This window comes from Curvibacter fontanus, assembly GCF_054780335.1.
The window spans coordinates 168,052-187,737 of sequence record NZ_BAAGWN010000003.1; the positions used below are offsets into that span (position 1 = coordinate 168,052).

Below are 19,686 nucleotides of genomic sequence, written 5' to 3' on the forward strand. Positions count from 1 at the left end.
GCGCTTTACGCCCCGGTCTTGAAGAGCGCCGCCACCACGTCCGACTGGGTGATCATGCCGACCACGTGCAGCTGTCCGTCCACCACCGGCATGTGGTGCAGACCGCCGTCGGAGAACAGGGTCACCAGGTCCACCATCAGTTGTTCCGGGCGCGCCACGCGCACCTTGCGCGTCATGATGTCGGCCACGTAGCGTGCCGTGCTCATGACGGGCATCTTGCGCGGGTCGGGCGCGCTGTGCCCGACGAAGAAATCATGCAGCGAAACGATGCCAGCCAGCGTGCCATCGAGGCGGATCACCGGCAGCGCCTTGACCTTGTGCCGCACCAGGCGGGCCCAGGCCTCGTCCACCGAGTCGAGCGGCCGGACGTGGACCACATCGCGCGACATGATGTCGCGGCAATGCACATCACCCCATTTGCGACGGCTGGCCTGCAGCTGCGCGCGTGTGAGGATCTGCTCCAGATCGTCGGGGTTGATGTCGAGCAGCTGGCCCTGGCTGGCCAGCGCGGCATCCAGATCCTCTTTGCTGAGGCCCAGGCGTGCGCTGGGCAGCCGGTCGGCCGTGCGGTGCGGGTGGGGCTGGGGCACGGCCTGGTGCGGGTAGCGCCGCTGCATCAGGTTGTTGAAGAGCAGGGCCAGGGCGAGCAGCAGCGCGGAGTTCGCGGCCACCGGCCACAGCACATAGGCGTAACCCAGCTGGCTGATGGCCGGCCCGCCCAGCACGGCGGTCAGCGCCACGGCGCCGCCGGGCGGGTGCAAGCAGCGCAGCGCGAACATGGCGGCGATGGCGCCGGCGCCGGCGATGCCGGCGGCCAGGCCGTCATGGCCCAGGATGTGGGCGCACAGCACGCCGATCAGCGCCGACACCAGGTTGCCGCCGACGATGGACCAGGGCTGGGCCAGGGGGCTGGCCGGCACGGCAAAGAGCAGTACGGCCGAGGCGCCCATGGGCGCGATGAACCAGGGGTTGAGTTCGCCCAGGGCGTGGTGGCTCAGCCATTCGGTGCCGAGCAGGCCCAGACCGGCGCCCAGGCAGCCCAGCCAGATTTCACGCCGGCTGACCGTGAGCGGCGCGGGCCAGAAGCTGCGCAGCCAGAGAAGAAGGGGATGCACGCGAGGGCCTGTTGACATTAATTTCTCGAGATGCGTTGCGGATCAAAAAAGCCATGCGGTAGGCGCGTGGACGCCGCCGGGGTCGCCCCCGGCCACAGTCCGCGCAACACCCCGCATGGCCTTTTTGGCCGCAACCCGTAGGGAACGTGGTGCAAACAGCGCCACTCGTTGTTGCACTCCTCGCCCAGGCGGCCAGCCTGGGCGTCGTCGCGCGCCTAGATTGGCGCTGTTTGCACCACGTTCGCACTTGAGAAATTAGTGTCAACAGGCCCTGCTCCTGCAGGCACCAAAACTGGGCATTGTAGGGGCTGCTGTTTTCATGGCGTGGTTCTGAAGCGGTAGACCCCTTCGGCATCACGCTGGCGCTGCAGTTTCCCTTCGAACCACAGGGCATGCAGATGGGCCACGGCCTCGCCCATGGCGAAGGTGGTCTGGTGCAGATCGAGCTTGCGCTTGAAGAGGGTGGGCAGCACATCGGCGGCGCTGCAGGGTTTTAGTGTGCAGGCCTCCAGCACCTCGGCCAGGCGGTCGCGGTGGTGTTCGTGCAGCTGTTCGATGCGCCGGTGCAGGCCGGTGAAGGGCTTGCCGTGCGAGGGCAGGGTCAGCGTGTCGGCCGGCAGGGCCTTGAACTTGTCGATCGACTGCAGAAAGAGTTTCAATGCATCGGCCTCGGGCTCCATGTCGAAGACGCTGACGTTGGTGGAGATGCGCGGCAGCATCATGTCGCCGCCGATCAGCAGTTTCAGCTCCTCGCAGTAGAGCGCGATGTGCTCGGGCGCATGGCCGTGGCCGCTGATGCAGCGCCAGCCGCGCCCGCCGATGGCCACCACGTCGCCCTCCATCATCCGGCGGAACTGGCGCGGCACGGCCGGCACCAGGGTGGGGAAGTAGCTGGCGCGCTCGCGGATCTTTTCCATCGATGCCGGATCGCGCAGGCCGTGCGCGGCGAAGAAAAGCGCAGAGCTGTCGCCGCCAAAGCCGTTGCCGCCGGACGAACCGATGCGCGCGAGGTTGTAGTCGGTGGCGCTCATCCACAGGCGGCAGGGGTGTTCGGGTGTGCTCCAGCGCTCGCACAGCCAGTAGGCCAGGCCGATGTGGTCCGGGTGCATGTGCGTGACGATCACGCGCAGCAGGGGCAGGCCCTCGAAGCTGCCGGCGAAGAGCTGCTCCCACTGGGCCTTGGCTTCGTCGCGGCTGATGCAGCAGTCCACCACCGTCCAGCCCTCGCGCCCGTCCAGGCAGTCGCGCAGCAGCCAGAGGTTGATGTGGTCCAGCGCAAAGGGCAGGGCCATGCGGATCCAGCGCACGCCCGGGGCCACGTCCAGGGTGGCGCCGGGCTCGGGCAGGGTCTCGCCCAGGGGGTAGTGCAGCTGGCGTTCGAGTTCGTTCATGGGGTCCGTGAATTGCGACATAATTGACGTTTACGTAAACGTCAACTGGCATCCGGCATTCTAGGCGCGCCACCGAGACCGCGCTGTCGCCTTTGTTTTACACCACCCACGACCATGGCAACGACCTACAGCATCAGCGATCTGGCCCGGGAATTCGACCTGACCACGCGCGCCATGCGCTTCTATGAAGACATGGGGCTGCTGCAACCCGAGCGCAGCGGGCCGGGCGGGCGCATCCGCGTCTACAGCGGGCGCGACCGCACCCGCCTCAAGCTCACCCTGCGCGCCAAGCGCCTGGGCCTGAGCCTGAGCGAGGCCAAGGAGATCATCGATCTGTACGACAGCCCGCGTGACACCGGGCTGCAGCTCAAGAAATTCCTCGACGTGCTGGCCGCGCACCGCGCCCAGGTCGAGGAGCAGATGGCCGACCTGCAGGCCAACCTGGACGAGATCAAGGCGCACCAGCGCGAGGCCCGCGCTCTGCTGACCAAACTCGACAAGAAAAACGGCAAATAAGGCCGGACACACAAAAAAGACGGAGACCTATTCATGAACCTGCCCGGACTCAACTTCCAGCTCGGCGAAGACATCGACGCGCTGCGCGACGCGGTGCGCGAATTCGCGCAGGCCGAGATCGCCCCGCGGGCGGCCGAGATCGACCGCAACGATCAGTTCCCCATGGATCTCTGGCGCAAGATGGGTGATCTGGGCGTGCTGGGCATCACTGTTCCTGAGGCATACGGCGGCGCCAACATGGGCTACCTGGCGCACATGATCGCCATGGAGGAGATCAGCCGCGCCAGCGCCTCCGTGGGCCTGAGCTATGGCGCGCACAGCAACCTCTGCGTGAACCAGATCAAGCGCAACGGCAACGAGGCGCAGCGCAGGAAATACCTGCCCAAGCTGATCAGCGGCGAACACGTGGGCGCGCTGGCGATGAGCGAGCCCGGCGCCGGCAGCGACGTGCTGAGCATGAAACTGAAGGCCGAGTGGAAAGAACCGAGTGCCTCGGGGGGTGGCTACTACCTGCTCAACGGCAGCAAGTTCTGGATCACCAACGGCCCCGACGCCGACACCCTGGTGGTCTACGCCAAGACCGAACCCGGTTCCGACGGCCCCCACGCTTCGCTGCCCCCCGAGGGGGCTCACCGGCCTTCGGGCGGCCGGGCGGCCGGTGGCGGCGCGCGCAGCATCACGGCCTTCCTGATCGAGAAAGGCATGAAGGGCTTTTCCATCGCGCAGAAACTCGACAAGCTGGGCATGCGCGGCAGCCACACGGGCGAACTGGTGTTCCACAACGTCGAGGTGCCGGCCGAGAACGTGCTGGGCACGCTCAATGGCGGCGCCAAGGTGCTCATGAGCGGGCTGGATTACGAGCGCGCCGTGCTGACCGGCGGGCCGCTGGGCATCATGCAGGCGGTGATGGACAAGGTCATTCCCTACATCCACGACCGCAAGCAGTTCGGCCAGAGCATCGGCGAGTTCCAGCTGATCCAGGGCAAGGTGGCCGACATGTACACCGTGTTGCAGGCCGGCCGTTCCTTTGCCTACACCGTGGCCAAGAATCTGGACCTGCTGGGCGCTGAGCACGTGCGCCAGGTGCGCAAGGACTGCGCCTCGGTCATCCTGTGGACGGCCGAGAAGGCCACCTGGATGGCCGGCGAGGGCGTGCAGATCTTTGGCGGCAACGGTTACATCAACGACTACCCGCTGGGCCGCCTGTGGCGCGATGCCAAGCTGTACGAGATCGGGGCGGGCACCAGTGAAATCCGCCGCATGCTGATCGGTCGCGAGCTGTTTGCCGAGACCATGTAAGCCCGGCGGTCATGCACGGGCCATGGACAGACGGCACAATACTTCCCTGACATGAAAGGGAAGTCTGACGTGAAGTTTTCGCTGCGCACCTTCGGCCGCCACCTGCTGGGGGCACTGGCTTCGGCCACGCTGCAGGCCTGGGTCATGGTCTTGTGCGTGGCCTTCGTCCTTACCCTGCTGCGCCTGGGCCAGATCGCCTGGCACTGGCCCGAGGGTTTCGGGGCGCCGCTGGCCGATCTCTGGGCCGTGGTCTACCAGGGTGCGCGCTTCGATCTCAAGGTCTGCGCCGCCGCCGCCATCCTGATCTGGCCGCTGCTCATCATCGTGCCCGCGCGCTGGCATGGCTGGCTGGCCGGCACGGTGGCCACGCTGTTCGTCACGGCCAGCCTGATCAACCTGCACTACTTCGGCTTCTACAAGACGCCCATCGACCCGGTGGTCTTCGGTTTCTTCGAGGACGACACCAAGGCGATCGTCCAGACCATCTGGAGCGACTTCCCGGTCTTCCTGACCCTTGCGGTGCTGGTCGGCGCCAGCTGGGGGGCCATGGCCGCACGCAAGGCGGCTTACAGTCGTCTGAGTCTGCGCCTCAACCGGGGCGTGGCGGAGCGGCGCATCCCGGTCTGGCTCACGCTGCTGGGTGTGCTGTTCGCTTTCCTGCTGCTGGTGATGACGACCAAGGGCACGCTGCGCGCCATGGCCCTGGGGCGGCAGAACGTCTCGGTGACCACTTCGCAGTTCCTCAACGACATGGTGCCCAACGGCGTGATCGCGTTCAAGTTCGCCTGGGACGCGCGGCGCGACTCGCAGAACCTCAGCGACCCGCTGCTGGGCCTGAAGCGCCTGGGCTACGGCTCGCCCATGGAAGCCGCGCAGGCGCTGGGCATCGAGGCCCGGGACGAGCAGGCCCTGCGCGCCTCGCTCATCTCGCAGGGCGCGGCGCCGGCTTCGGGGCCGCGCAAGAACCTGCTGTTCTTCCTCATGGAGTCCTGGAGCGCCGAGCCCTTCCTCTACCACGACCCCAAGGACTTCGATGTGCTGGGCCGGCTGGCGCCCACCCTGCCCGGCGCCTGTCACTTCTCCAACTTCGACTCGGCCCAACCCGGCACGCACCCTTCGCTGGAAGCCATTCTCTTCTCCACGCCCATCACGCCGCTCACCCTGGGGCCGCAGGGCAGGACGCCCATCCCCTGGGCCGTTCCGCTGCTGCTCAGGCAGGCCGGTTACCGCACCCTGTTCGTGACTTCGGCGCGTTCAGGCTGGCGCGAACTGGACCGCGTGCTCAAGACCCAGGGTTTCGACGAGGTGGTCGACGCCAGCCACCTGAAGGCCGCCTACCCCGAGGCCGAGCTCGGTATCTGGGGCGTGTGGGACAGTTATGTGTTCCGCTACCTGTCCGAGCGCCTGAAGAAGCCGCAGGACAAACCGCTTTTCGTCTTCGTGCTGACGGCCACCAACCACCCGCCTTACGACCTGCCGCCCGAATACCAGCGTGCCAAGCGCAATCAGGCGAAGTGGGGCGGCGAGCGCAATGCCGACACCCTGTGGCTCAACATCGATTCCTATCACTACGCCACCGACCAGCTCGGCGGCCTGGTGCAGGAGGTGCGCAACGGCCCGCTGCGCCACAACACCGTGATCGCCGCCACCGGCGACCACAATGTGCGCAGCTTCGGCCTCTACGCCACGCCCGAACGGCGTTACCTGATCAGCCAGGTGCCCTTCGTGATCTGGGACGAAGGCCTGAACTGCGGCCCGCAGCGCCAGCTGCCGGCCAGCCACCGCGACATGTTCCCTACGCTGCTGCCTTTGCTGGGCGTGAACAGCGGTTACGTCCAGACCGGGCGCAACCTGCTGCTCGATCCGACGAAGCAGGCGAACCCGGCGTTGAACGCGCCGCTGAGCGTGAACTACTACGGCAATGCCCGCAATGCGCAGGGGGGCTGGACGCTGGGCAACCCGGCCAGTTTCATCTGCTCACCCGTGGACCCGAAGAGGGCCGCCAGCTGCCAGTTCGATCCGAAAAGCGACGCCCTGGCGCGCGCGCAGCTCGGCCTGCTGGACTGGAATGTGCGGGCGGCCTTGAATCGACCTAAGTGAGAATGGAGCCATGAACAAATCCGTCAACGACCTTTTTTCCCACAACCGCCAATGGGCGGCCCAGATGGAGCGCGAGCGCCCCGGCTTTTTCACGGGCCTGGTCAAGCAGCAGACGCCCAAGTACATGTGGATCGGCTGCTCCGACAGCCGCGTGCCGGCCAACCAGATCACGGGGCTGGAGCCCGGTGAGGTCTTCGTGCACCGCAACGTTGCCAATGTGGTGGTGCATTCGGACCTGAACGCCCTGTCGGCCATCCAGTTCGCGGTGGAACGGCTCAAGGTCGAGCACATCATGGTCGTGGGCCACTACGGTTGCAGCGGTGTGCAGGCCGCCTTCGAAGGCGCGCGCATCGGCCTGGCCGACAACTGGTTGCGCCACATCCAGGACGTGCGCGACCGTCACCGTGATCTGCTGGAGCGCCTGCCCGAGGCCCAGCGCGCCAATGCCCTGTGTGACCTCAACGTCATCGAACAGGTGGTCAATGTCTGCGTCAGCACGGTCATGGTGGACGCCTGGGCGCGCGGCCAGCAGGTCAGCATCCACGGCTGGGCGTTCGGCGTGCACGACGGCCTGCTGCAGGACCTGAAAATGACCGTGTCCAGCACCGATTCCATCGAGCCCCTGTACCGTGCGGCCATCCAGGGCGTAGTCGCCGCGCGGGGTTAGGCGGTGTTTCCGCAGCGGCTCGATTCGACCGTTGCCTACGACATCGCCCTGGCGATGATGGACGGCTTCAACCGCCATTACCAGCTCTTCCGCACCGAGTCCGCACGCGCCCAGCACCGTTTCGAGATGGCCGACTGGCATGGCCAGCAGCGTGCCCAGCGCGAACGCATCGAGTTCTACGACCTGCGTGTCAGGGAGTGCGTGAGCCGGCTGGAGCAGGCCTTCCAGGCCGGCACCCAGCCCATGGCCATCTGGCAGCAGGTCAAGCTGCACTACATCGGCCTGCTGGTGGATCACCACCAGCCCGAACTGGCCGAGACCTTTTTCAACTCGGTCACCACCAAGATCCTGCACCGCACGCACTTCCACAACGACTTCATCTTCGTGCGCCCTGCGGTCAGCACCGAGTACATCGAGAACGACGAGCCCGCCGCCCGGCCGACCTACCGCGCCTACTACCCCGCGCGCGAGACTCTGCGCGAGACGGTGGAGCGCATCATCGGCAACTTCCGGCTGCAGTGCCCTTTCGAGGATCTGGAACGGGATGTCGGCCATGTGCTGGCCGCGGTCAACGACCTGCTGGGCCAGAACAAGTTGCGCACCAATTTCCAGGTGCAGGTCCTGTCCAGCCTGTTCTTCCGCAACAAGGGCGCCTACGTGGTGGGCAAGATCATCAACGGCTTTGTCGAGGTGCCCTTTGCCCTGCCCATCCTGCACGGCGAGCAGGGCGGGTTGGTGATCGACGCCGCGCTGTTTGGCGAGGACGACCTGCTCATGCTCTTCAGCTTCGCCCGGGCCTATTTCATGGTGGACATGGAAGTGCCCTCGGCTTATGTGCAGTTCCTGCGCGGCCTGATGCCGCGCAAGCCGCGGGCCGAGCTCTACAACGCCCTGGGCCTGGCCAAGCAGGGCAAGACCCTGTTCTACCGTGACTTTCTCTACCACCTCCAGCATTCGAGCGACCGCTTCCGTATCGCACCCGGCATCAAGGGCATGGTCATGCTGGTGTTCGACCTGCCCTCCTTCCCCTACGTCTTCAAGATCATCAAGGACTGGTATCCGCCGCCGAAGGACACCACGCGCGAGCAGGTGAAGGGCAAGTACCTGCTGGTCAAGCAGCACGACCGCGTGGGCCGCATGGCCGACACGCTGGAGTACAGCCTGGTGGCTTTCCCGCTGGAACGTTTTGACGAGGCGCTGATCGCCGAGATCCACAAGTTCGCGCCCAGCCAGCTGGAGATCAGCGATCGCGACCCCGACGGGCGCAGCGAAGTCATCATCCAGCATCTCTACATCGAGCGGCGCATGATCCCGCTCAACATCTACCTGCAGGAAGCCTTCGACGCGGGCGCGGCCGATCCGGCCAACACCTCGGAGGAAGCCCGCCGGGCGCGCCGCCAGCTGGAGCGCACCGTCATCGAGTACGGCAAGGCCATCAAGGACCTGGTGGCGGCCAATATCTTCCCCGGTGACATGCTGTGGAAGAACTTCGGGCTGACGCGCCAGGGCAAGGTGGTGTTCTACGACTACGACGAGATCGAGTACATCACCGACTGCAACTTCCGCGAGGTGCCGACACCGCGCAACGAGGAAGAAGAGATGAGCGGCAAGGTCTGGTACAAGGTCGGTCCGCGTGATGTGTTCCCCGAGACCTTCGCGCCTTTCCTGCTGGGCAACCCGGCCGTGCGCGAGGTGTTCATGAAACACCACCCCGACCTGCTCGATCCGGTCTTCTGGCAGAGCCACAAGGAACGCATCCAGCAGGGTCACGTCTACGACGTTTTCCCCTACGAGCACAGCCGACGTTTCTCATCGCAGTGAAAAATTGACCTGGGTCATGTTCCGGGTGCCGCCGGGTCGGCTACAGTCCGTCTTGCCCGGGGTGCACACGTGATGTGCTGAGATGGTGATCCGAACCCGCGAACTTGATCCGGTTAATGCCGGCGTAAGAAGAGCCTGACCTGCAGTCCGTCTGCCGTGTCTGTTCCCCTTGCTGGCCTCGTGCCGTCTTCCGGTTCGCGTTCTGTGAACCTCCTTCGGAGCAAAAACTTTTGTTTCAAGGAGATTCACAATGAACGCACCCGACAAACTCACCCAGTTCATCACCCTCACGCGTGAGCCCCTGCCGGCCTCGCGCAAGATCCATGTGACCGGCACACGGCCTGATGTGCGTGTGCCCATGCGCGAGATCACGCAAAGCAATGGCGAGGCGGTGCTGGTGTACGACACCTCCGGCCCTTACACCGACCCGCAGGCCGAGATCGACGTGCGCCGTGGCCTGCCCGCGCTGCGCCAGGCCTGGGTCGAGGCCCGTGGCGACACCGAGGCCTACAGCGGCCGCGCACGCGTGGCGCTGGACGACGGCGTCAAGGGTGCCGAAGCCGACGCGCTCGCCGCGCTGCGCGCTCAGGCCGCCGGCCTGCAGCGCACACCGCGCCGCGCCAGGACGGGTGCCAACGTCACGCAGATGCACTACGCGCGCCGCGGCATCGTCACGCCCGAAATGGAGTACGTGGCCCTGCGCGAGAACCAGCAGCGCGAGTGGACGGCCCAGTACCTGGACAGCCCCGAGCGTGAACAGCGCCTGGCGGGCAACAGCTTCGGCGCGAGCATCCCGAAAGTGGTGACGCCCGAGTTCGTGCGCGACGAGGTGGCGCGCGGGCGCGCCATCATCCCGGCCAACATCAACCACCCCGAGCTGGAGCCCATGGCCATCGGGCGCAACTTCCTGGTCAAGATCAACGCCAACATCGGCAACTCGGCGGTGACGTCGAGCATCGAGGAAGAGGTGGAGAAGCTGGTGTGGTCCACGCGCTGGGGCGCCGACACGGTGATGGACCTGTCCACCGGCAGGAACATCCACACCACACGCGACTGGATCCTGCGCAACTCCCCCGTGCCCATCGGCACCGTACCCATCTACCAGGCGCTGGAGAAGGTGGGCGGTGTGGCGGAGGACCTGAGCTGGGCGATCTTCCGCGACACGCTGATCGAGCAGGCCGAGCAGGGCGTGGACTATTTCACCATCCACGCGGGCGTGCGCCTGCCCTTCATCCACCTCACGGCCAAGCGCGTCACAGGCATCGTCTCGCGCGGCGGTTCCATCCTGGCCAAGTGGTGCATCGCCCACCACCAGGAGAACTTCCTCTACACGAAGTTCGAAGAGATCTGCGAGATCATGAAGGCCTACGACGTGAGCTTCTCGCTGGGCGATGGTTTGCGCCCGGGGTCGGGTGCAGACGCCAACGACGAAGCCCAGTTCGCCGAGCTGCGCACCCTGGGCGAGCTCACGCAGATCGCCTGGAAGCACGATGTGCAGACCATGATCGAAGGCCCGGGCCATGTGCCCATGCACATGGTGCAGGCCAATATGACCGAGCAGTTGAAGCACTGCGGCGAGGCACCGTTCTACACCCTGGGCCCGCTGACGACCGACATCGCCCCGGGCTACGACCACATCACCAGCGGTATCGGCGCGGCCATGATCGGCTGGTTCGGCACGGCCATGCTCTGCTACGTGACGCCCAAGGAGCACCTGGGCCTGCCCGACCGCGAGGACGTGAAGACCGGCATCATCACCTACAAGATCGCCGCGCACGCGGCCGACGTGGCCAAGGGGCACCCGGGCGCGCGGGCACGGGACGACGCGTTGTCCAGGGCGCGTTTCGAGTTCCGCTGGATGGACCAGTTCAATCTCTCGCTGGACCCCGACACGGCGCAGAAATTCCACGACGAGACCCTGCCCAAGGACTCGGCCAAGGTGGCGCACTTCTGCTCCATGTGCGGGCCGAAGTTCTGCTCCATGAAGATCACGCAGGAGGTGCGCGAGTTCGCCAAGACGCAGGGTGTGAGTGAAGTGCAGGCACTGGACGCAGGCATGACGCAGAAATCCGCCGAGTTCCGGCGCACCGGCGGCGAGATCTACATCGCCGTCGACCGGGGGAACACCCCTACGTAGTCCTCCTGACCAAGGCCCGCCGGCCTGTGCCGGCGGGCCTTTCGCGGCAAAATGCGTGCACGCGCATACAGTCTCAGGAGCACACCATGTCCGATCCCATCGTCATCGTCGGCGCCGCCCGCACCCCCATGGGGGCTTTCCAGGGCGACTTCTCTTCCCTCTCGGCCCATGACCTGGGCGGCGCGGCCATCAAGGCCGCGGTCGAGCGCGCAGGCATCGCCCCCGAGCTCGTCAATGAGGTGCTGATGGGCAACTGCCTGATGGCCGGCCAGGGCCAGGCTCCCGCGCGCCAGGCGGGTTTCAAGGGCGGCCTGCCCAAGAGCGCGGGCGCGGTGACCCTGTCCAAGATGTGCGGCTCGGGCATGCGCGCGGCCATGTTCGCGCACGACATGCTGGCCGGTGGCAGCGCCGACGTGATCGTGGCCGGTGGCATGGAGAGCATGACCAACGCACCCTATCTCATGCTCAAGGGCCGCGGCGGCTACCGCATGGGCCACGACAAGATCTACGACCACATGATGCTCGACGGCCTGGAAGACGCCTACGAGGCCGGCCGCTCCATGGGCACCTTCGGCGAGGACTGCGCGGCCAAGTACAAGTTCAGCCGCGAGCAGCAGGACCACTTCGCCAGCAGCAGCGTGCGCCGCGCCCAGGCCGCCACGCAAAGCGGCGCCTTCGCGGCCGAGATCACGCCGGTCACCGTGAAAACCCGCGCCGGCGAGACCGTGGTGGCCATCGACGAAGGCCCGGGCAAGGCCAAGCTCGACAAGATCGCGGCGCTCAAGCCCGCCTTCAAGAAGGACGGCACCATCACCGCCGCCAGCAGCTCGTCCATCAACGACGGCGCCGCGGCCCTGGTCATGATGCGCGCCTCCACCGCGGCCAAGCACGGCCTCAAGCCGCTGGCCAGGATCGTGTCGCACGCCATGCACGCACAGGCGCCCGAGTGGTTCACCACCGCCCCGGTGGGCGCCACGCAAAAAGCCCTGGCCGCCGCCGGCTGGAGCGTGAAGGACGTGGATCTGTGGGAAGTCAACGAGGCTTTTGCCGTGGTGCCCATGGCCCTGATGGAAGAGCTCAAGGTCGCGCACGACATCGTCAACGTCAACGGCGGCGCCTGCGCGCTGGGCCACCCCATCGGCGCCTCGGGCGCGCGCATCATGGTCACGCTCATGCACGCGCTCAAGGCCCGCGGCCTCAAGCGCGGCCTGGCCACGCTGTGCATCGGCGGCGGCGAGGGCACGGCCGTGGCGCTGGAAATGCTCTGAAAAAACGGGTCTGATCGGGGCTTGGGATAGCACCGGGGGTATCCACAAACATCCATAAGTGGGCAATGATGTGGGCCTTGCCCCCGGGAGGCCCTTTCATGAAATTCAGTACCAAACTTCTGCTCTGCGCCCTGGTGCCTGCAGCGCTTTTTATCGTCGGCCTGGCCGGCAGTATCGGCGGCCTGGTCTACACCAAGAACCAGTTCGGGCGCTATATCCAGACCGAGCAGCGCATCAGCGCCGGTCTCAACGAGATGTATGCCCAGGGCCTGCAGATGGGCCAGGCCCTGCGCAACATCGTGCTCGACCCGGTCAATCCCCAGGCCCCCAAGAACCTGGACGCGGCGCGCGCGGCCTATGACAAGGCCTATAACGATGCCGTCAAGACCGCCAAGGGCACGGCGTTCGAAGCGGGCCTGGCCAAGCTGCCGCCCTTGCGCACCGTGCATGCCCAGGCCCAGGAAAAGGTGCTGGCCCTGATCAAGGAGCAGTCGCCGGAGACGGTGAAGTTCCTCAACAGCACCGAGACGCCGGCCTGGCGCAATCTGCGCGCCGAGCTGCTCAAGCAGGTCGAAGTGGCCGAGAAGGTGTCCGAAGAGGCGCAGGACCACGTCGATCGCCAGGCCAACCGGGTGGTCTTCTTTTCCCTGTCCCTGGCCGTGCTGGCCGTGGTCGTGGCCACGGGCTTCACGCTCTACCTGCGCAAGACGGTCGGCCAGGAACTGGGTGGAGACCCCGCGGACGCGCGGCTGGCCCTGTCGGAAATCGCCGAAGGCAATCTGGCCTATCCGGTACCGTCCACACAATACCCGGACAGCCTCATGCAGGGGCTGGTGCGCATGCAGGAGGCCCTGCGTCGCCTGGTGGGCGAAGTGCGCCAGTCCACCGACAGCATCACCACGGCCAGCAGCGAGATTGCCGCCGGCAGCCAGGACCTGAGCGCGCGCACCGAAAGCCAGGCCAGCGCCCTGGAAGAAACCGCGGCATCGATGGAAGAACTCTCGTCCACCGTCAAGCAGAACGCCGACAACGCCCGCCAGGCCAACCAGCTGGCCCAGAGCGCGAGCACCGTGGCCGTGCAGGGTGGCGAGGTGGTGGCCCAGGTGGTGGACACCATGAAGGGCATCAACGACAGCTCCAGGAAGATCGCCGACATCATCAGCGTGATCGACGGCATCGCCTTCCAGACCAACATCCTGGCGCTGAACGCCGCGGTGGAGGCCGCGCGGGCCGGCGAGCAGGGCCGGGGTTTTGCCGTGGTGGCCAGCGAGGTGCGCAGCCTGGCCGGACGTTCGGCCGAGGCCGCCAAGGAAATCAAGACCCTGATCAACGACAGTGTGGAACGCGTGGGCCAGGGCACCACCCTGGTGGACCAGGCCGGTGCGACCATGAACGAGGTGGTGGCCAGCATCCGCCGGGTGACCGACATCATGGGCGAGATCAGCGCGGCCAGCGCCGAGCAGAGCCAGGGTGTGGCGCAGATCGGTGAGGCCGTGACGAACATGGACCAGGCCACGCAGCAGAACGCGGCGCTGGTGGAGGAATCCACCGCCGCGGCCATGAGCTTGCGCGAACAGGCCCAGCACCTGAACCAGCTGGTGGGCGCCTTCCGGCTCTGAGAGGGCTTGCCGGGCGCGGGCCGGCATAATTGACGTCTACGTCAACGTCAATTGAAGCTGGCCTGCCATGCTGCTGACCCCCGACCAGGAAATGATCCGCGATGCGGTACGCGACTTCGCGCGTGCCGAGCTCTGGCCGCACGCCGCGCGCTGGGACAGTGAGCGCCACTTCCCGCATGAGGTGCATCGCGGCCTGGCCGCGCTGGGGGCTTACGGCATCTGCGTACCCGAGGAACTGGGCGGCGCGGGGCTGGATTACCTGAGCCTCTCGCTGGTGCTGGAAGAGATCGCGGCGGGGGATGGCGGCACCAGCACGGCCATCAGCGTGACCAACTGCCCGGTCAACGCCATCCTCATGAAACACGGCAACGCACAGCAAAAAGCCAAGTGGCTGGCGCCGCTGGCGCGCGGCGAGATGCTGGGCGCCTTCTGCCTGACCGAGCCGCACGTGGGTTCGGACGCCTCGGGCCTGCGCACCACGGCCCAGCGCAATGGCGACGCTTATGTGCTCAATGGCGTCAAGCAGTTCATCACCAGCGGCAAGCACGGGCAGGTGGCCATCGTGATCGCCGTGACCGACAAGGGCGCGGGCAAGAAGGGCATGAGCGCTTTCCTCGTGCCCACCGATGCGCCCGGTTATGTGGTGGCCCGCCTGGAAGAGAAACTCGGCCAGCACAGCAGCGACACCGCGCAGATCAATTTCGAGAACTGCCGCATCCCGGCCGAGAACCTGATCGGCGCCGAGGGCGAGGGCTACAGAATAGCGCTCGGCGGGCTGGAGGGCGGGCGCGTCGGCATCGCCTCGCAAAGCATAGGCATGGCGCGCAGTGCGCTGGAGGTGGCGATCCAGTACGCCAAGGAGCGCGAGAGTTTTGGTCAGCCCATCTTCAACCACCAGGCGGTGGGTTTCCGCCTGGCCGAGTGCGCCACGAAAATCGAGGCGGCGCGCCAGCTGACCTGGCACGCCGCCGCCCTGCGCGACGCCGGTCGTCCCTGCCTCAAGGAAGCCGCCATGGCCAAGCTCTTTGCGAGCGAGATGGCCGAGCAGGTCTGCAGCGCCGCCATCCAGACCCTGGGCGGTTATGGTTATGTGAAGGATTTCCCCGTCGAGCGCATCTACCGCGATGTGCGTGTCTGCCAGATCTACGAAGGCACCAGCGACGTGCAGAAAATACTGATCCAGCGCGCACTTTAAGTTTGAGCCTCATACTTCTCCCAGAACGAGGAGAACCATGAAAATCATCGACGCCCATCACCACATCTGGCGCCAGCAGGATCTGCCCTGGCTGCAGGGCCCCATGGTGCCACGCGTCTTCGGGCCTTACGAGGCCATCCGCCGCGACTACCCGGTGGAAGAGTTCCTGGCCGATCAGGCCGGATCGGGCATCACGCAGTCCGTCTACGTGCAGACCAACTGGCCGTCGGCGCAGTTCGAGCAGGAAGCCGCCTGGGTGCAGGCCGAGTCGCACCGTACCGGTTGGCCGCAGGCCATGGTGGCTTATGCCGACATGCTGGCCTCCGACGTGCGGCCGCAGCTCGACCGTTTGAAGCGCTACCCGCTGGTGCGCGGCGTGCGCATGCAACTGCACTGGCACGAGAACCCGCTCTACCGCTACGCGCCCGGGCCCGAGCAGGTGCGCAGCCCCGTGCTGAGCCGCAATATCGGGCATCTCGCCGACTATGGCTACAGCTTCGACCTGCAGGTCTTCGCCGGCCAGATGGCCGATGCCGCCCATCTGGCGGCCGCGAACCCGAAGGTGAACTTCATCCTGGTCCACGCCGGCATGCTGGCCGACACCTCGCCGGTGGGCCTGCGGGCCTGGCGCGAGGGCTTGGGCAAGCTGATGGCGCAGCGCAATGTGCACGTCAAGCTCTCGGGCCTTGGCACCTTCCTGCAGCGTAATGATCCGGCGCATATCGCCATGGTCGTGGAGCAGACCGTGACCTTTTTCGGCGCGCAGCGTTGCATGTACGGCTCCAACTTCCCCATCGAGAAACTCTGGACCGACCACGCCAGCCTGATCGCGGCGCACCGCGCCGCCGTGCAGCACTTGCCGCCGGCCGAGCAGGCCGATATCTTCGGGGGCACGGCTGCGCGCGTGTACCGCCTGGCAGACTGAACCCCACTTCAGGAGACCCGCCATGCCCATCACCAAAGGATTCCGCGCCCTCGTCGACGAGGCCATGGTCCAGGTCCAGACCCGCACCGTTCCCGAGGTGCTGGCCATGCTGGACGACCCGAAGGTGCAGATCGTCGACATCCGCGACGTGCGCGAACTCAAGGAAGGCACCGTCACCGGCAGCACGCACGCGCCGCGCTGCATGCTGGAGTTCTGGGTGGACCCCGAATCGCCCTACCACAAGCCCATGTGGGCCGACGAGAGCAAGCACTTCATCCTGTTCTGCGGCGCCGGCTGGCGCAGCGCGCTGGCCGCCAAGACCCTGCAGGACATGGGCATGACGAATGTCTCGCACATCGAGGGCGGCTACGCCGAATGGGTCAGGCTGGGCGGGCCGACCGAGACGCTGGAAGAGCGCAAGGCGAAGAAGGGCGGCTGAGGCGTGAGTGACTGCCCCTGCGGCCGGTCCCTGCCTTATGCGCGGTGCTGCGGCCCTTGCGTGGAGGATTTCCCCGGCCGGCCTGCGCCGGACGCCGAAGCCCTGATGCGTTCGCGTTACAGCGCCTTTGTGCTGGAGCGTGCCGACTACCTGCTGGCCACCTGGCACGAGAGCAAACGACCCTCGAAGATCAGTTTCGATCCCGGCGTGAAGTGGCTGGGGCTGGAGGTGCGGGATTTCAAAGTGGTCGATGAGGCTCACGCCGCGGTGGAGTTTGTCGCGCGCCAGCGTGACAGGAGCGGCCGCGCCGTGCGCCTGCACGAACGCAGCCGCTTCGTGCGTGAAGAGGGCCGCTGGTATTACGTGGAGGGAGACTGGTTGTGAGATTCGATGCCGTTCTGTTCGATTGCGACGGGGTGCTGGTCGATTCCGAACCCATCGTGAACGGGGTGCTGCGCGACATGCTGGCCGAGCGCGGCTGGCATCTGACCGAGGCTGAGTGCATGCGCATCTTCATCGGCAAGATGGTGCGCGACGAGCGTGAGCGCATCGAACGTGAGACCGGCCGGCCGCTGACGGAAGCCTGGCTGACCGAGTTCCGTGAACGCCGCAACGCCGCGCTGGAGAGTGAGCTGCGCATCGTGACCAACGCACGGGCCGCCGTGCATGAAGTCCACGAACGGCTGGACGCGCGCATCGCCTGCGCCTCGGGGGCCGATCGCCACAAGGTCGAGCTGCAGCTGCGCAAGGTGGGCCTGCACGGCTACTTCGAGGGCCGCATCTTCAGCGGTCACGAGATGCCGCGTTCCAAGCCGCACCCGGATGTTTATCTGGCCGCTGCGGCCGCACTGTCGGCGCCGCCGCAGCGCTGCGCCGTGGTGGAGGACACGCTGATCGGCACCGCCGCCGGGCTGGCCGCCGGCGCCACGGTGCTGGCCTATGTGCCGCAGGGCGAGGCTGAACCTTTCCTGCGGGCCGGGGTGGCCGCAGTGTTCAGCGACATGGCGCAGCTGCCCGCGCTGCTGGCTTAAGCCAAAGGCGTAAAACCCGAGGTTGGTCGCGCCGGGGCCGGTATCACGCCGCCGCCTTCGAGCAGGCGTGTCATGGCCGCCTGAGGCAGGGGGCGCGACAGCAGATAACCCTGGAATTCGTGGCAGCCCTGGTAGCGCAGGAAGTCGAACTGCGCCTGGTTCTCCACGCCCTCGGCCACCACGGTCTTGCGCAGGCTCTGGCCCAGGGAGATCACGGCGCGCGCGATCATGGCCACCTCTTCCTCGTGTTCGATGCCGGTGACCAGGGAGCGGTCGATCTTGATGATGTCCAGCGGGAAACGGCGCAGATAACTGAGCGCGGAGTAACCGGTGCCGAAGTCGTCCATGGCCAGTTGCACGCCCAGGGCCTTGAAATGGCCCAGGGTGGCGACGATGTGGTCGCTGTCGCCCATGAAGACGGTTTCGGTGATCTCCAGCTCCACCAGGGCGGGCGTCAGCTGGGCTTCCTGCAGCAGGCCGGCCACGTGGGCCACGATGTCGCCGCTGAGGAAGAGCCGCGGTGAAAGATTCACGGCCACGTGCAGGGGCGAGGGCAGGCGCTGGTTCCAGCCGCGCGCGGCGGCGAAGGCACGCCGCAGGATGGCCGTGGTCAGCGGCATGATGAGCCCGGTTTCCTCGGCGATGGGAATGAAGCGGTCCGGGCTGATGGGGCCGTACTCGGGGTGGGTCCAGCGGGCCAGGGCTTCCACGCCGACGATGCGGCGGCGATGGTCCACCTTGGGCTGGTAGTGCACCTCGAACTCATCGCGCTCGATGGCCTGGCGCAGCGCCGCCTCCAGGTTGAGCCGCTCGTCGGCCACGCGGTTGAGCTCGCTGGTGAAGAACTGGAAGTTGTTGCGGCCGCGGTTCTTGGCGGCGTACATGGCGGTGTCGGCGTGCTTGAGCAGGCTGGCCGGGTCTTCGCCGTCCCCCGGGGACATGGCCACGCCCAGGCTGGCGCCCACATGGAACTCGCGCCCCGAGAGCATGACGGGGCGGCCGATCTCGGCCAGCACACGGCGCAGCTGCGAGATCACGGTGCTGGCGCGGAAGTGGTCACCGAGCAGCAGCACGAATTCGTCTCCGCCCAGGCGTGCCACGGTGTCGGAGGTGCGCACGCAGTGGCGCAGGCGGCTGGCGATTTCCTTGAGCAGCTCGTCACCCGCGTCGTGTCCCAGGCTGTCGTTGATGAACTTGAAGTTGTCCAGGTCGATGAAGACCACGGTGAGAAAATACCCCAGGCGCGCCGCGCGCGCGATGCCCTGTTCCACGCGGTCGGCCAGCAGGATGCGGTTGGGCAGGCCGGTGAGCATGTCGTGGTTGGCCTGGCGCTCCAGCTCCTCCTGGTAGCGCTTGCGTTCCGAGATGTCCTGCACCGTGCCCTCGTAGTAGAGGGTGAGTCCGCCGGTGTTGCGCACGGCGTGGGCGTTCTCGGAGATCCAGATGCGGGTGCCGTCCTGGCGATAGACCTCGGACTCGAAGTTGAGCACCTCACCCTGCTGGGCCAGGAGCTGCTGGAAACGTTCGCGCTGGCTGCCCCGCACATAAAGCTGGCGACCGATGTCGTCCAGGCCGGCCATCAGCGCCGTGGGGCTGGCGTAGCCGTAGAGCCGGGCCAGGGCCGGGTTGGCCGCCAGGTAACGGCCGTCGATCGAGGTCTGGAAGATGCCTTCGGAGGCGTGTTCGAAGATGTTGCGGTAGCGCAGCTCGGCCTCCTTCTGGGCCTGCGCCATTTCGCGCTGCGACGTGACATCCTCGATGAAACCCTCGATCACCAGTTCACCCTGCTCGTCGGGCACGGCGATGCCGCGCTCGTGCACCCACTTGATCTGCCCGGCCTGGGTGGTGATGCGGTATTCCACCGTGAAGCGCTGGCCGCTGCGCACCGCGGTGTCGATCTGCGAACGCACGCGGATGCGGTCCAGCGGGTGGGTGATGTCTTCCCAGCTGATGGCCGCGTCCTGCACCAGTTCGGCCGGAGCGTAGCCCGTCAGACCCAGGCAGCCCTGGCTGACGAAGATCATGCGCCAGCTGGCGTCGTGCAGGCAGCGGTAGGCCATGCCGTCCAGGTTGTTGACCAGGGTGTCGAGCACGCGGGCCCGATCCAGCTCGCCCGTGCTGAGCAGGCTGGTGCGGCGGATGCGGGCGGGATGGACGGACATG

15 protein-coding genes, 2 pseudogenes and 1 riboswitch are annotated in these 19,686 nt (G+C 66.5%); of the genes and pseudogenes, 14 read left to right on the top strand and 3 right to left on the bottom strand.

The features are described from left to right. Positions 1–5: 5 nt before the first annotated feature. Both ACYVH8_RS01415 and ACYVH8_RS01420 read right to left on the bottom strand, forming a co-directional pair. Positions 6–1,133 carry an HPP family protein gene (locus ACYVH8_RS01415; RefSeq protein WP_460487091.1) on the bottom strand — a complete coding sequence of 376 codons (1,128 nt, stop codon included), beginning with the start codon at positions 1,131–1,133 and terminating at the stop codon, positions 6–8. A gap of 299 nt (positions 1,134–1,432) precedes the next feature. Next, positions 1,433–2,506 (bottom strand): MBL fold metallo-hydrolase, encoded by a 1,074-nt coding sequence (locus tag ACYVH8_RS01420; protein WP_460487092.1) that lies wholly within the window; start codon positions 2,504–2,506, stop codon positions 1,433–1,435. Positions 2,507–2,620: 114 nt separating this feature from the next. On the opposite strand from ACYVH8_RS01420, the gene ACYVH8_RS01425 reads away from it, so the two are divergent. From ACYVH8_RS01425 to ACYVH8_RS01490, 14 genes and pseudogenes are all read left to right on the top strand, one after another. After that, positions 2,621–3,022: a MerR family transcriptional regulator gene (locus ACYVH8_RS01425; RefSeq protein WP_460487093.1), complete on the top strand. Its 402-nt coding sequence runs from the start codon at positions 2,621–2,623 to the stop codon at positions 3,020–3,022. A gap of 33 nt (positions 3,023–3,055) precedes the next feature. Then, positions 3,056–3,614: pseudogene (locus ACYVH8_RS01430) on the top strand (acyl-CoA dehydrogenase family protein); the annotation flags it as partial. Between the two features lie 71 nt (positions 3,615–3,685). Further along, positions 3,686–4,321 (top strand): annotated as a pseudogene (locus ACYVH8_RS01435) (acyl-CoA dehydrogenase family protein); the annotation flags it as partial. Between the two features lie 69 nt (positions 4,322–4,390). After that, positions 4,391–6,421, top strand: a complete 2,031-nt coding sequence (locus tag ACYVH8_RS01440) for an LTA synthase family protein (protein WP_460487094.1) — start codon at positions 4,391–4,393, stop codon at positions 6,419–6,421. Positions 6,422–6,431: 10 nt separating this feature from the next. Beyond that, complete coding sequence (gene can, locus ACYVH8_RS01445) at positions 6,432–7,088, top strand: carbonate dehydratase (RefSeq protein WP_460487095.1); 657 nt, start codon at positions 6,432–6,434, stop codon at positions 7,086–7,088. A 3-nt stretch (positions 7,089–7,091) separates the two neighbouring features. Further along, a complete protein-coding gene (gene aceK / locus ACYVH8_RS01450; RefSeq protein WP_460487096.1) occupies positions 7,092–8,909 on the top strand; it encodes a bifunctional isocitrate dehydrogenase kinase/phosphatase in 1,818 nt (605 codons plus the stop codon). Between the two features lie 47 nt (positions 8,910–8,956). After that, a riboswitch (TPP riboswitch) is annotated at positions 8,957–9,058 on the top strand. 101 nt (positions 9,059–9,159) lie between these two features. Next, positions 9,160–11,046: a phosphomethylpyrimidine synthase ThiC gene (thiC, locus tag ACYVH8_RS01455; RefSeq protein WP_460487097.1), complete on the top strand. Its 1,887-nt coding sequence runs from the start codon at positions 9,160–9,162 to the stop codon at positions 11,044–11,046. A gap of 86 nt (positions 11,047–11,132) precedes the next feature. Beyond that, positions 11,133–12,314, top strand: a complete 1,182-nt coding sequence (locus ACYVH8_RS01460) for an acetyl-CoA C-acyltransferase (protein ID WP_460487098.1) — start codon at positions 11,133–11,135, stop codon at positions 12,312–12,314. 98 nt (positions 12,315–12,412) lie between these two features. Continuing rightward, the gene (locus ACYVH8_RS01465; RefSeq protein ID WP_460487099.1) at positions 12,413–13,933 is read left to right on the top strand and encodes a methyl-accepting chemotaxis protein; all 1,521 of its coding nucleotides are present in this window, start codon (positions 12,413–12,415) and stop codon (positions 13,931–13,933) included. 67 nt (positions 13,934–14,000) lie between these two features. Continuing rightward, on the top strand, positions 14,001–15,128 hold the full coding sequence (locus ACYVH8_RS01470; protein ID WP_460487100.1) for an acyl-CoA dehydrogenase family protein: 1,128 nt from the start codon (positions 14,001–14,003) through the stop codon (positions 15,126–15,128). Between the two features lie 37 nt (positions 15,129–15,165). Continuing rightward, positions 15,166–16,053, top strand: coding sequence for an amidohydrolase family protein (locus tag ACYVH8_RS01475; RefSeq protein WP_460487101.1), 888 nt, complete (start codon positions 15,166–15,168; stop codon positions 16,051–16,053). 22 nt (positions 16,054–16,075) lie between these two features. Then, complete coding sequence (locus ACYVH8_RS01480; protein WP_460487102.1) at positions 16,076–16,492, top strand: rhodanese-like domain-containing protein; 417 nt, start codon at positions 16,076–16,078, stop codon at positions 16,490–16,492. Positions 16,493–16,495: 3 nt separating this feature from the next. Beyond that, complete coding sequence (locus ACYVH8_RS01485) at positions 16,496–16,876, top strand: YchJ family protein (RefSeq protein WP_460487103.1); 381 nt, start codon at positions 16,496–16,498, stop codon at positions 16,874–16,876. Continuing rightward, positions 16,873–17,523, top strand: a complete 651-nt coding sequence (locus tag ACYVH8_RS01490; RefSeq protein WP_460487104.1) for an HAD family hydrolase — start codon at positions 16,873–16,875, stop codon at positions 17,521–17,523. The genes ACYVH8_RS01485 and ACYVH8_RS01490 overlap by 4 nt, the downstream gene beginning before the upstream one ends. On the opposite strand, the gene ACYVH8_RS01495 is transcribed toward ACYVH8_RS01490, so the two are convergent. Next, entirely contained in the window at positions 17,520–19,685 is a 2,166-nt protein-coding gene (locus ACYVH8_RS01495) for a putative bifunctional diguanylate cyclase/phosphodiesterase (RefSeq protein WP_460487105.1), read from the bottom strand. The genes ACYVH8_RS01490 and ACYVH8_RS01495 overlap by 4 nt on opposite strands. Between the last annotated feature and the right edge of the window lies 1 nt (position 19,686).